Origin of the sequence: Devosia sp. 919, from assembly GCF_013185965.1 — a bacterium.
Lineage (GTDB): Bacteria > Pseudomonadota > Alphaproteobacteria > Rhizobiales > Devosiaceae > Devosia.
This window is the reverse complement of record NZ_JABAOL010000001.1, coordinates 660,843-674,013: the sequence shown is the minus strand read 5'-3', so window position 1 is coordinate 674,013 and position 13,171 is coordinate 660,843. Positions and strand designations below refer to the sequence as shown.

General features: G+C 59.5%; 11 protein-coding genes. 3 read left to right on the top strand and 8 right to left on the bottom strand.

From position 1 onward, the window contains the following. Positions 1-805 precede the first annotated feature (805 nt). Both HRQ64_RS03260 and HRQ64_RS03255 read left to right on the top strand, forming a co-directional pair. Positions 806-1,042: a hypothetical protein gene (locus HRQ64_RS03260; protein WP_172122004.1), complete on the top strand. Its 237-nt coding sequence runs from the start codon at positions 806-808 to the stop codon at positions 1,040-1,042. A gap of 664 nt (positions 1,043-1,706) precedes the next feature. Continuing rightward, positions 1,707-2,411, top strand: a complete 705-nt coding sequence (locus HRQ64_RS03255; RefSeq protein ID WP_172122003.1) for a hypothetical protein — start codon at positions 1,707-1,709, stop codon at positions 2,409-2,411. A 141-nt stretch (positions 2,412-2,552) separates the two neighbouring features. Here HRQ64_RS03255 and HRQ64_RS03250 read toward each other — a convergent pair whose 3' ends face one another. Together HRQ64_RS03250 and HRQ64_RS03245 are read right to left on the bottom strand one after the other, a co-directional pair. Continuing rightward, a complete protein-coding gene (locus tag HRQ64_RS03250; protein ID WP_172122002.1) occupies positions 2,553-2,930 on the bottom strand; it encodes a PH domain-containing protein in 378 nt (125 codons plus the stop codon). A gap of 464 nt (positions 2,931-3,394) precedes the next feature. Continuing rightward, the gene (locus HRQ64_RS03245; RefSeq protein WP_172122001.1) at positions 3,395-4,147 is read right to left on the bottom strand and encodes an IclR family transcriptional regulator C-terminal domain-containing protein; all 753 of its coding nucleotides are present in this window, start codon (positions 4,145-4,147) and stop codon (positions 3,395-3,397) included. A gap of 106 nt (positions 4,148-4,253) precedes the next feature. Here HRQ64_RS03245 and HRQ64_RS03240 point away from each other — a divergent pair, with 106 nt between their 5' ends. After that, complete coding sequence (locus HRQ64_RS03240; RefSeq protein ID WP_349236730.1) at positions 4,254-5,411, top strand: FAD-binding oxidoreductase; 1,158 nt, start codon at positions 4,254-4,256, stop codon at positions 5,409-5,411. 50 nt (positions 5,412-5,461) lie between these two features. Here HRQ64_RS03240 and HRQ64_RS03235 read toward each other — a convergent pair whose 3' ends face one another. The 6 genes from HRQ64_RS03235 to HRQ64_RS03210 are packed head-to-tail and all read right to left on the bottom strand — an operon-like array spanning position 5,462 to position 12,286. Next, positions 5,462-7,246: an ABC transporter ATP-binding protein gene (locus HRQ64_RS03235; protein WP_172121999.1), complete on the bottom strand. Its 1,785-nt coding sequence runs from the start codon at positions 7,244-7,246 to the stop codon at positions 5,462-5,464. Beyond that, on the bottom strand, positions 7,243-8,148 hold the full coding sequence (locus tag HRQ64_RS03230; RefSeq protein WP_172121998.1) for an ABC transporter permease: 906 nt from the start codon (positions 8,146-8,148) through the stop codon (positions 7,243-7,245). The genes HRQ64_RS03235 and HRQ64_RS03230 overlap by 4 nt, the downstream gene beginning before the upstream one ends. Further along, positions 8,145-9,086 (bottom strand): ABC transporter permease, encoded by a 942-nt coding sequence (locus HRQ64_RS03225; protein WP_172121997.1) that lies wholly within the window; start codon positions 9,084-9,086, stop codon positions 8,145-8,147. The genes HRQ64_RS03230 and HRQ64_RS03225 overlap by 4 nt, the downstream gene beginning before the upstream one ends. Continuing rightward, on the bottom strand, positions 9,086-10,636 hold the full coding sequence (locus tag HRQ64_RS03220) for an ABC transporter substrate-binding protein (protein WP_210258492.1): 1,551 nt from the start codon (positions 10,634-10,636) through the stop codon (positions 9,086-9,088). Before HRQ64_RS03220 ends, HRQ64_RS03225 begins: the two co-directional genes overlap by 1 nt. Before the next feature lie 40 nt (positions 10,637-10,676). Further along, a complete protein-coding gene (locus tag HRQ64_RS03215; RefSeq protein ID WP_172121996.1) occupies positions 10,677-11,846 on the bottom strand; it encodes an FAD-binding oxidoreductase in 1,170 nt (389 codons plus the stop codon). A gap of 17 nt (positions 11,847-11,863) precedes the next feature. Next, positions 11,864-12,286, bottom strand: a complete 423-nt coding sequence (locus HRQ64_RS03210) for a Rid family hydrolase (RefSeq protein WP_172121995.1) — start codon at positions 12,284-12,286, stop codon at positions 11,864-11,866. Positions 12,287-13,171 lie beyond the last annotated feature (885 nt).

Sequence of the window (13,171 nt, the reverse complement as noted above, 5' to 3'; positions counted from 1 at the left end):
CTATCCCCAAGTCGACACTCAGAAGCAGACTGTCTGCGAACGGCCCCGTTTCCACCGTCCCATCCACGTGCCAGAGTATATAATGGCGCCGGCCGTACAGGACTTCTTGATGGGAAGGGCGGGAGGGTTGATCTGAGGTGGGGGTTCTTTGTCCTCCCCTGATGCGGCCACTATCAAGCTTTCTTGGAATCTGGCGGATTGGTGTCGACAAGGGGCAGCGACGGCGTAGTCGCTGAACGGCAGCTCGGAAATCAAATATTTTGTCAGAGGATCTCGAGAGCCTGTCGGATCACGTGCGTTGCAAACTAAAGCGCCTCTTCGATCGAGATAGTTGGATCCGACGTCTGCCGCCCGCGCCGTTGCCGTCATGATCATCCTTAAGCGAAGCAACGTTAACCAAAACGTCCGAGGTTTCTGGCGCGATCTGAGCGCCCATTCGACAATCGTTACAGAGGCAGATTCGCGACGTCAGTCTTCATGCAAGCTCGCATCCGCGAGCAGCCGCACCTCAAGTGTGCGGGTTTCCGCAGCTCCGCGGCGCCACTCCCCTGCCCCCTCGGCGCAATGACGCCGTTCCTTGCTTACGCTCGGATGGGGCATCGCAGGGGTGCGTTACTCGACGTCCACTTAGGGAAAGGACCTTGCCCTGACTTATGACCATCCATCCGCTGCCAAGCCGACTTTATGGCCGAAGCTCGTTCTATGCACCTCGATTTCGCGGAACTACTTCGTTCCTTGGGGCGATGGCGACGAGGATCCGGACCCTTCCGAGGAAGCTCTTCGCAGAGCCATCCACACGCATCTGGTGACGGCGTTCCAATCAATCTTCGTCGATCTCGAGAGGGAACTTGAAGAAGCCGGTTATGAACTCTTCCCCGAATTCTACACCGACATGCTAGATGAAGACTACCAGCTGAACGTCGGAGGCAATCTTACCGACGAGATCGAGCTGATCATGGAGCGTTTTCACGAACGCGCCCAGCAAATTCTCACCGACTTGCCGGCTGAAATCACTAATCTGCAGGCCTCCCTTACAGACTAACGAACACTTCGTCGGCGGAGACATCCGCCGGCGCTCCGGTTATTCCTAGGTAGGCTTTAGCGCAGTGTTAGGCCGCCTGAATGGTATTCCAGAGCGAACACACAATGCCACTCGCCAGGATCACCGCCGTCACGGCAAGCGACCAGCCGGCGAAGTAACTACTCCCATACCAACAGGTCGGCCGGGAGCAGGTCGCGCACGACAAAAAGGCCTGACCCATTTGGCTGCTAGCTCACCAGGTGTCGTTGGCGAAGACATTCTCTGCAATGGCCGAATTCGCAGCCTTCCGCCGGGTCTATGCAGGTGCCCGGTATCAGTGGTGGTTAAGGTGGACGGAGCACTGCGGGCCTCGATTACGCCAGCATTAACCATGCGATCGAGGCCGCTCTTGCAAGATTGATGCGGATCCTCATCTTGGTGTGGTCGGCACCACACGGACCGATATGGTCGGGACGCTCCCTGCAAGGAGCGGCCGACGGAGGTCTGCAAACCGTCCGTCGACCTGACCATGAAACCTCCTGCTACCACAGGTGATTACATGGCTGATTCCTTTTCTACCGACGCAAATGCGTCGGGCAAGTCCTATTGCACTTTCATGCCCTATTCCCCGCCGGTACTGGTTGCCGGCTTGGTCCAGCACGAGCTGGTGGCTGGGTCTACGCAGTTGACCATCCTGCGCGTCGTTGACGAGACAGGGAGTGCCAGCCTCGGGGACATCACCGAAGCATTGGGCGATCATCCCGATCCCACCAGCGCTGTTCTGGTAATGGTCGATCTCGCAATCCTGGTGATCGAGTATGCCGACGTGATTGATCAGCACTCGGTGGTGCGTCGTGCTCCGAAGACACCAGGTCAGGCCGGCGAAGAGGCCGAAAGCTGCTGGCCCTTGGGTAATGGTTGTGGGCCCACTGCTCCTTCGCCCGCCGCCAGCGAGATGCCTCTTCCCCCCGGCATCGAGCGGTTGACTATTTCCTCCTTTGCGCCCGCAGTCATTGTGGCCAGTGTGGCGGCGCGGCGCTCCTTGGGCAAGCTGGACAACCTCAACCGTCCTGGAATCTACGCGTTGGTTGGCGAGCGTCAGGTTTATGTCGGCTCCAGCTCCTCTGTTGGATCGCGTGTCGCTGCGGGACAGCAGCCCATCAGCGACATCAAGCAGATTGTGGTCATCACTGATGCAACTGATGCTCTTTCCGAGAATGACGCCCGCGCCGAAGCTCTCGATGGTCCATTCATTGTTGTTGAGCAGCTCGAGCATGCGGGCACTAGCCTCCTGGGCCAGGGCCACTTCCCGCTGGCCGCCGCATATGCTGCTCTGAGGCTCTGGACTGTCAAAGTCCTTGAGCCGAATGTTTTCACCATTGAGCCATAACGTGTCGCCATCGACCAGGCATGTCTTGGCGGGCGTGTTCCACTGGTTGCCGCACATTTGGAGCTGAGGCGGCTCAGCCTGCACCGGAACTACGGCAAGGCATGCCATGGCTACCGCAAACACCAACTTCATCATCGACCTTCAGCGCAAAACGCCGGCGCTAAGCGCAAGCTGGATAGCCTTCACGTTCGTGCCGTGCTTCAGGGTCCGTTGAATAGGGTTGTTATCGGCGGATATCCAAATCTTCAGCTCAGCATCCATGTCGAACGTGCCGGCGGTTTCGAGTGAGTACCGCGTTATCGAGCGGTAGGGAATGGACAGGTACTCCACCTTCTTTCCGGTGATTCCTTGCACATCGACGATGAGCATCCGCTTCTCGGTGAACACGAAGAAGTCCCTCACCAGCTTGTAGGCGAGTGATAGTTCCTCGCCAGGCAGTAGGATCCCTTCCAGCTTTCCCGCTACCTTGCCCGCATCAATTGCGTTGGCATTGCCAATTAGGGCGTCGAAGATACCCAACCCCTAGTCTCCTATCAGATTGCGAGCGGATCATTACCTGCCGTCCCGGGCGCGCGATGCTGATGTGGGGCAGGACAGGTGAGCCGGGCCCACATCAGTTATTGGTCAGTTGCCGCCGGGACGTTCAGACGCGGCACGGGCGCCACAGCGCGAGCCATCGGATGCTCGATCCGACGGAACATTGCAGGGCCCGGCGAACACAGAAGTGCTCATCACCGAAAGGGCGATCAGTGTAGCTACGAAGATTTTCATTAAGTCCCCCAGTAGACGGATGCGTTTCCGTCCAGGAGTTCTTGGATCAATTCTTTGTTGCTGGCAATGGGTGTGCGGTGTCTACTGGAGAGCCTCAGAGGCTTAACTGAGCGCACAGGAGCAGGGAGCAGGCAATCTCCGCTTCTGCTCAGAGTCGCTCTTACCCCTTGGTCAAGTTTCAGGTGGGCCAGTGAGAATGGTCAGCTGGCTGCTTAGTGTGGCTCACAGCTTGCTATTGCAGAGCGGATCATTGCGGCGATTTCGCTAGCCTTAGCGGGAGACAGAAGAGAGGCTGGAATAGCAATGGACACGGCGGCGGCAGTTACGCCCTGGCTTAGGCGGATCGGCACCGCAACACCGCCGGCATCGGGATAGGTCTCTCCGATATCGTAGCTAAACCCGAGAGTCCGGGCGCGCGCGAGTTCGCGCTCTACCTTAGCACGGTTGGCGTGATTATACTGGGCGTACCTCTCCTCGTTCTGATCAAGAACATTGGCGATCGAGGCGGTGTCTACTAGCGTCAATATGCTAATCGTTCCCGGCCCAATGCCGAGTGGAACGCGGCCGCCGATGCCGCCGGTCAGGGTTTGAACGAAGGCCGTGCCTTCATGCATGTCAACGCAGATTGCATCGAAGCCGGCCCGCACCATCAGATAGCTCGATTGCTGAGTGAGCGCCGCCACTTCCATAACGGCGGGACGGTAGCGCCGCACCATCTCGCTGACCGACGTAGTGCGGTTGGCAATCCCGAACACAGCAGGCCCAATCCGATAGTGGCCGTAGCGCTTAGCTGGTTCAACGAAGCCGCGCTTTGAAAGCGCCACCAGCGCCCGCCGAGTACCCGATTTGGCGTCGTTGAGCGCCAATGACAAATCTTGCAGCGACATCCCCTCAATTCCGGCATTGCCTAGGTGGATCAAGATCTCGCCAGCGCGTTCTGCATTGCTAGAGCTTTCACTAGCCATCGAAAAGTTTCCTTCAGAAACCGCCTGTGTTCCGCTTATCGGAATACATGTTATAGATAAAAACCGACTATTACACTATCGTGCGTTACTCAATGATGTCGTCAGGGTGAGCGCTTTGTTTGATTTTGCGGTAGTTGGAGCAGGAATAAGCGGGTCGGCGACGGCCTATGAGTTGGCAAAACGCGGGCACTCCGTTGTGTTGATAGATCAATACGGTCCGGCGTCAATGGCATCTGGCTGGACGTTGGCCGGCGTGCGGCAATCGGGTCGTCACAAGGCCGAAATGCCGCTGGCCCGCGCGGCCGTGGAGCGCTGGCAGACGCTGGGCAACGAGTTGGAAGGAGAGACTCATTACCGGCAAGTGGGTAATCTGCGCTGCGCTCGTAATGATGAGGAGGCTGACCGGATCGCCGCTATCGTCGCCGAGCATCGCGCGCTGGGGCTAGAGATGCACCTGGTGACAGGCAAGGAGGTGCAGGAGATCGCGCCGATGGTGTCGCCCGATGTGGTCTGCGCCTCGTTCTGTCCCACCGATGGGCATGCCGATCCGCACGCCACGGTCAAAAGCTTTGTCGATGCCGCAACGCGCCTCGGCGCCGAAACTCGGTTTGGTGAACTGGTTACCGCGCTCGAGATCACGGAGGGCAAGGTGAGCGGAGTGGTCACCGTTAAGGGCGTCATCGCCGCAGGGCAGGTTGTCGTTGCTACCGGAATTTACGGTAACAAGCTGATTGGACGCTTCGGCTATCACGTCCCCTATGAGGTGATGAGCGCAACCATGATGAGATCGGTCGCGACGCCTGCTCCGCAAATGCCAGTCATCGGCGTCGCGAATGGGGATACCACTTTGCGCCAGGAAGTGCTGGGCCAGTTCCGTATCGGCGGCGGCCATGAAGTCTGGGACGGTCACCTCGAGCTCGATCCATGGCCGCAGGTGCGCCCGCCCGCCAGCAGTGTGGCCGAGTTGATCAAGCGGTATAGCGCTCTAGTGCCCGAGTTGGCAGGGGTGAAGCTGGATCGGTTGTGGTGCGGGCTGATCGACCAAACCGTCGACGCCCTCCCGGTACTGGATATTTTGCCTGAGGCTGGGGGCATCGTGCTGGCGACTGGGTTTTCCGGGCACGGCTTTTGCCTTGGCCCCGTCACGGGGGCGATTCTCGCCGATTTGGCGGAAGGGGCGACACCCGACCTGCCGATCGAACCCTTCCGCATGTCTCGTTTCGCGGGAGTGGCCGTGTCGAGCACCGTGGAATTGCACGGCTAGGCGCCAAACATTGGGGCCCTGCGCATTGCAGGGCCGAGCTCAGGCGGGTTTTAGATGGCTTCGAGCACCATGTGTCCGGGCCCTACTTCGCGATAGCGCATCGGCGGTGGAGTATAAAGCGGGCCGCGCAGCGGGCTACGCAGCTCTTCGGTAGTCTGGCCGGTCCGGCGCTCGCGCCGCGCCGCAGGATCGGCGACCGGAACGGCCGAGAGCAGCCGCTGGGTATAAGGATGGGCCGGCGACCCAATGACTGCGGCGCGCGGTCCCATTTCCACGATTTGGCCGAGGTACATAACTGCGATGCGGTGGCTGATCCGTTCAACTACGGCCATGTCGTGGCTGATGAAAAGATAAGCCAGCCCTAGATCTTCCTGCAGATCAAGCATCAAATCGGTGACCTGCGCCTTGATCGAGACGTCGAGCGCCGAGACGGCCTCGTCGGCAATTACCAACTGCGGGTCGAGTGCCAACGCCCGGGCGATACAGATGCGCTGGCGCTGGCCACCGGAAAACTCGTGCGGAAATCGGATGGCCAGCGCCGGATCGAGTTCTACCCGTTGCAGCAGTTGCGCTACGCGATCATCAGCCTCATGCCGATCCACGATCCCGTGCACCAGCATGGGCTCAGCAAGGGCCGACCCGATGGTCTGGCGCGGATCAAGCGATCCATAGGGGTCTTGGAAGATCATTTGCATGCGCTGGCGTATCCGGCGGAGATCGCGCCCTTCGCTGCGCAGCACGTCTTGGCCTTCGAACATTACCTGCCCTGACAGAGGCTCGGTCAGGCGCAGGATCGATCTACCTGTAGTTGACTTGCCGCACCCCGACTCCCCTACCAGAGCCAGCGTTTCCCCGCGCTTGATGGCGAACGAAACGTCCTCCACCGCATGCACGTTGGCCACGTGGTGGCCTAGCATGCCGCGCTTGACGCTAAAGCGCGTGATCAGATTGTTAACAGTAAGAACCGGCGTGTCTTCGAGGACAGCCGCCGGAGGGACCGGAGCAGCGCTCGCTGGCGCACGTTCGCGGAACCGCTTGGGGCCGGCATGATCGCCCATCCCACCCAGCCGCGGCACGGCCGCGAGCAGGTCCTGGGTGTAGCGATTTTGTGGGCGAGCGAAGATTTGGTGCACGTCTCCTTTTTCCAGTAGCTCGCCATAGCGCATTACCAGCACATCGTCGGCGATTTCGGCCACCACCCCCATGTCATGGGTGATGAACAGCACGCTCGTGCCGGTATCGCGCCGCAGCTCGGCCAGCAGGCCCAGAATTTCGGCCTGTATGGTCACGTCGAGCGCTGTGGTCGGCTCGTCTGCGATCAGCAGTTTGGGCTTGCAGGCGAGCGCCATGGCGATCATCACGCGCTGCCGCATGCCGCCCGAAAAGGTATGAGGGTGCTCGGAAAATCGACGTGCAGCATCGGGGATACGCACCCGGTCAAACAAGCGCAGTACCTCCTGCTTGGCTTCTGCCGTGGACAGCTGGGTGTGATAACGCAGCGCCTCGACCACCTGGTCGCCCACCCGCATGACAGGATTGAGACTTGTCATTGGTTCTTGAAAGATCATGCCAGCGAGCGATCCCCTCGCCTTGCGCAGTTCCTCGTTGCGCAGGCTGATCATCTCCTTGTCGCCGAGCCGGATCGAGCCCGAGAGCTTGGCCTTTTCGGGGAGAAGCCTCATGATTGAGAGGGCAGTGACGCTCTTGCCCGACCCTGACTCTCCGACCAGCGCCATGGTCTTGCCGGCATCAAGGCTGAATGAGATGCCCTTGACCACCTGGCTCTTACCGAATTGCACGCGCAGGTCGTCGACCTTGAGAACCGGTCCAGTCATGAGTTCGTCCCCAGTTTGGGATCGATGGCGTCCCGCAGGCCATCGCCGATCAAATTGAGCGCTAGCACGAGGATTAGCACGGCAAGGCTGGGAAACAGCGCGACAGAATAGCTGTCGAGAATGTTCTCAAAACCCTCCCGGACCATCCCGCCCCAGGTGGGTGTGGGTGGCGCGATGCCCAAGCCGATGAAGGCCAGCGAAGCTTCCGTGCGCACGGCCGTCGCCATCCAGAGCGAGGCCATGACGATGATTTCGGGCACGATATTGGGCAAGATATGCCGGAACATAATTCGCAGGTCAGAAAATCCTAGCGCTCGGCCAGCCTGCACGAACTCGCGCTCGCGCAGCGTCATAACCGGTGCCCGCGCGATGCGGGCAAAGGCGGGTACCGCAGTAAAGGCGATGGCAATGATGATATTGACCACGCTCCCGCCCAGAACGGCGACGAGAATGATGCCCAGGATCAAAGCGGGAAAGGCCAGCACCACATCCATGATCTGCATGATAACGATGTCGATCTTGCCGCCGCAGTAGCCTGCGACTAGCCCGATTAGCGAGCCAACGACCACCGCGAGGCTAATAGACAAGATGCCGATGACTAATGAATAGCGCGCACCGTGCAGGAGGCGCGAAAGGATGTCGCGACCGTAATAATCTGTCCCAAGCCAGTGTCCCCAGCTTGGTCCCTGCAGGCGGTTGATGATGCTCTGGGAAATCGGATCATAGGGCGCGATGATCGGAGCCAGCACCGCCAAGAGAATTATGACGGCGAAGATGAACGTGCCGATGAGCGTGGTCGGGTTGGAAACCAACGCCTTGCCCGTGAAGCGCAAGGCGTTGGCGGTAAGCAGCAGAAACTCGTTGCGGCGCTCCGGTCGGGCAGTCGGGATCGCTTTGGTCATTCGTACTGCACCCGTGGGTCAATGAGGCCGTAGATCAGGTCGGTGACCAGGTTCACGATCACCACGATAAGCGTGTAGATGACCATCATGCCCTGCAGCATCGTGTAGTCGCGCTGGTTAAGCGCGCCCACGATAAGCTTGCCCAGGCCGGGCCGGTTGAAGACAATCTCGGTCAGCACCGAGTTGCCGATGAGAATGCCGAGATAAAGCCCCACTACCGTCACCACGGGGATGAGGCAGTTGCGCAGGGCGTGGCGCCAGACTACGGCGGTGCCCGAGGCGCCCTTGGCCATGGCGGTGCGAACGTAATCCTGGCTAAGCACTTCGAGCATGGATGAGCGCGTGACCCGGGTGACATAGGCGGCCATGATAAGGGCCAAGTTCAGCGCCGGAAGGGCCAAGTCGCGAAGTTTCCCGAAGAGATCGGTACTCTGCCCGCTGCTGATCACAGGAAACCAGCGCAGCACGATGGCGAACAACAGCAGCAATACGATGCCCGAAACGAACGCGGGGGCTGATAGCCCCAGCAGTGAGACGATGCGAGTTAGATAATCGGGAATTCGGTTGCGGTTGACGGCCGCCCAAATACCGGCTGGGAGACCAAGCGCAATGCCCAGCACCAATGCCAGCGCCGTCAGCTCCAGCGTGTGGGGCAGCACGTTGAAGATTTCTTGGATGACGGGACGTCCGGAAACCAACGAGGCGCCCCAGTCCCCACGCAGGGCGCCTCCCAGAAATTGCAGATACTGCATGTAGATGGGCTGATTGAGACCCATCCGCTCCTGCAGCAGGGCGATGCTCTGCGCACTTGCCTGGTCCCCCAGTATGACCACGGTCGGGTCTCCTGGCAGGATCCTGATGACGAAGAAGACCAGGGTCAGGACCGCAAACAGCGTTATCACGGCGAAGCCAAGTCGGCGCAGAACAAAGCCAAGCATCAGTCGACCAATCGCGTCGTTTCATCGATGGTGGGGGACAAGTTCAACGACCCGGCCAGCGGGGTGGCGAACTGGACTCGATTGTTCCACGCATAGGGCTGACCCATTTCATACATGGGGACGGCGCATACTGCCTCCACGATCTTGCGCTGGGCTTCGGCCCACAGCTCGAGCTGGCGATCCGGGTCGAGCTCGGTACGCGCCGCGTCGATTTCGGCATCGGCCACCCCGCAATGGGAGAAGTTGGTTACTGCCGTCGGCTTCAGCACGATCGAGTCGGAGTCGAAGAACTGAGTGAGGAAAATGTCCGCCACTGGCAGGCGCGAGGCCCCGTAATAGACCACCTGTGACAGATCCTGCCGGATCTGCTCGTGGAACGTGGGGTGATCGACCAGCGAGAAGTTGAGCCGGATGCCGACCTCGGCTAGCTGCGCCTGCACAACTTCCATGGTGGTCAGCATTGCGGGCAGAGAAGTCTGGACGGTATTGAGGTCAATACCATCAGGATAGCCGGCTTCGGCCAGCAGTTCGCGCGCGCGTTCCGGATTATATTCCGCAAGCTCCTGGGGGGCATAGCCTAGATAGCCGGAGGGAATGACCGAGGTCGCTTCGCGCGTCAGCATCTCGCCACGGAACGCGACCAGACCGGCGCGGTCGATGGCATGGGCGATGGCCTGCCGCACGCGGATATCGTCGAGCGGAGGCTGGGAGAGATTGAGATGCAACTGATGCAGCTCAAAGGGGCCAATTACCTGCACGGTCGTATCAGGCAGTTGCGCAGTGCGGTCGAGCCAGGACTGTTCGAACCGTCCATTTACTAGATCGACTTCTCCGGACTGGAACGCTAGATCGCGGCTCGAATCCGAACCGAGATAGCGGAACATGATTTCTTTGATTTCAGGTGCGCCTCGGAAATAATCCTCATTAGCGACCAGCCGCACAAATTGCTGGGACTGGTATTCGGCGAAGGAAAAGGGGCCGGTGCCGACCGGATTGCGGCCGAACTCTTCGCCGAGGGCTGTACCGGCAGCTTCGCAGATGATCGATCCGCCATTGAACGGAACCAGCAGGCCGAGCACGCTCGGGATCGGATTGGCCAGCGTGATCTCTACGGTATAGTCGTCGAGCGCCGTAATCTTTTCAAAGGCGGCATAGTCGGCCGAATAGCTCGAGGTATCGGGCGAGGCTGCCCGATTGAGCGAATAGACGATATCGTTGGCTGTAAGCGGGCCGTATTCGCCCTGGCAGGTCACGTCTTTGCGGAGGCTGAAAGTCCAGGTTAATCCATCTTCCGAGGTGGTCCAGCTTTCGGCGATATCGGGTTCGATGGTATCGAGGGCGAACTGCCCGGGTGCGGTACGGACTAGACCGTTGAACATCCAATTGATCACGTTCTTGTCGAAGGTGGCACTAGCGCGATGCGGATCGAGCGTAGCCAAATCGTTGCCGGGAACGGCGACATTGAGGGTCTGCGCGAGCGCCGTACCTGCTCCCAGTGTTAAAAGCAGCGCCGCTGCTGTAGTACCCAGCGCCAGTCTAGTCATAGTCATGAGTAGGCTCCTCCAGTGAGTAACGTGAAAATATATTCGCCTAGCCGTGCAGGGTTGCCCCTTCGGTAAAAGAGCGGCTGTTGTGGAAGCGGCTGTATTTGAACGGCTCAAGGGGCAGGCGCGCCTGACGCTCCTGCACCAGGTCGCTCACCAGCTTGCCGGTGATCGGCCCTAAGCAAAAGCCGTGTCCCGAAAAGCCCATGGTGACTACCAGGCCCTCGATACCGACATCGCCGTCGATCACCGGAATTGCGTCCGGCGTCAGATCGATGAGTCCGGCCCAGTAATCCTCGATCTGGGCGGCGGCGAACGCCGGCACAATGTCGCCGAATAGCTCGACCACCTCGGCGATGCTGTGCCCGGTGGGCAGCACGCGGGGCCGTAAGCCCGCGTCAGTCTGTTTTTCGAGCAAGCCGCCATGCCAGTCCTGAAGGCCGCTGGTGACGCGGAAGCGCCCGTTGAATTCCTGCCGACCAGCGCAATCGGCGTTAGCGACGCCGATCACCTGATTGAGCACTGCATCGATAGGCGCGGACCGCAAAACGGTCACCATCGGCACCTGCAGCGGCACGTCAATGCCGAGTGGACGCAGGATCTCGTTGCCAAAAATGCCGGCCGCGACGACCACCTTGCCGGTTGGTATCCGACCTTTGTCGGTCACAACGGCAGTCACCTTGCCATCAACTACTTCGATGAACTGCACCCGTTCGCCGAACCGCGTTTGAACGCCTAGTCGCTCGGCGGCCCGCACGAAGCCGAGCACCGTGCTGGTGGGGTCGGCACTGCCATCGCTGGGGCAGAACGAAGCCGCTAGCACGTGTTCGGCCAGCGCCGGGGCAATCTCACGGATCTCTTGATTGGTCTTGAGCAGTTGCAGGTCAAGGCCCGCGGCGGTCTGCTCGCGTACAATCTCCTCGATCACCGGCACTTCCGCTTCAGTGCGTGCCAGCCGCAGATTGCCGCCGCGGGTGTAATGGGTAGGGCTGTCCAGCTCGTCGGCCAAGGTCTGCCAGATATCTACGGCCGCCTTGGCTAGCGGCAGCTCGGCTGAGTGGCGGCCGGACTGGCGCACGCCGGCCAGCGTCCAGCCCGAGGCCATAGCCGCTGGACCAAACCGATCGATCAGCACCACCTCCAGGCCCTCTTTGGCCAGTTCATAGGCGCTAGATGAGCCCGAGATGCCTGCCCCAATAATGACGACGTCAGCCATTGTACTCTTCCTCCTGCTTACACCGTCACTTTGGTGACGATATCGGGCGTGGCCGGATCGCGGATGTAGGCAATGACAGCAATCTCGAGCTTCATCTCTTCGTGCGGCATCGGGCCGATGGAGATGGTGTGAGCCGGATCGTTAGCTTCGACGCGCTCGGCAATCACCGCCAGCACTGGCTCGAGATCCTCAGGGCTACGAACGGCGATGTGGAACCGCACGGTGTCTGAGAGTTTGGCGCCAACCCCGGCAAGCGCACCTGACAGATTGTCCAGCGCTTGATGAGCTTGCTTGACCGTGTCTGGCGACATTTCACGCGTTTGGTAATTTCGCCCGGCAGTGTTGGATGAATAGATCCAGTTGTCCACCTTCACCAACCGCGAGAACTTGAACATGTCCTCATACTTGCTGCCGCTTTTTACCCGCTCCACCACTGTCATCGCATCTATCCTCAGTTGTATTTTTGAGCACCAGTGCACGACTGGCCATTCAATGAGCATATGAGAATGCGGAAAAACGTCTGTCAAACTAATTCCGATAAGTACAACCGTGAATGCGTCAGAGTTCCTATATCCGGTATTTGGCGGGGTGCGGTGGGGTGCGGTGCGGGGCGGTGCGGTGCGGTGCGGTGCGGAGAACAAACCTAAGGAGAGCAACGGCGAAGAAGGTCCGCTGGAATATTGATCGACAGCCGATACCGCATGGGAAATGTGAGGCACCCCCATCATCCGTTCTGCACTGCCAGGTAGTCCCCATTCGCCATGCGCGATCTGGAAGGAAGAGGCCGGCCGGAAACCGCAAACCCATGGTTCCTATTGAGGGTATCCAAGCCTGTGGTAGCGATGGGTCGAGCGCGATTGGGCACCAACTGGCTAGACAGAGTGCTAGCGAACAGATTTGTGCCCTGCCCCAGAGCGAAATTCACGAACCGGCTAAATCTCGTGGATTGTGCTATCCAAGGCAGAAATGCCGGGAGTCCATGGTCTATGCGTGCGTTGCGCCAAGCCTTGAAGTTGTTACTCCAATCAAGCCATATGAGCTTCCATAATGAATGGTCAACGAACGGGCAGCTTTGTTAAGGCAGGTCACAAAGCTGACGACGCTACCGACCCTCGGCCCCTTCCACCGAACGATGGTCCCACTACTTACTTCGCTATATGGCGACGCTGTAAAGACGAGCCACGTGGTCAGGTTCATCTAGCTTGGCAGGGGCGCCCTTAAGCACGTCCGCTGGACGGTCTGGCTATAAACCAGAGCGACCGAGGATCCCCAGACAACTATATTATAATTTCGACCAATCGGCGAGATCAGGCTCATGTCCCTTC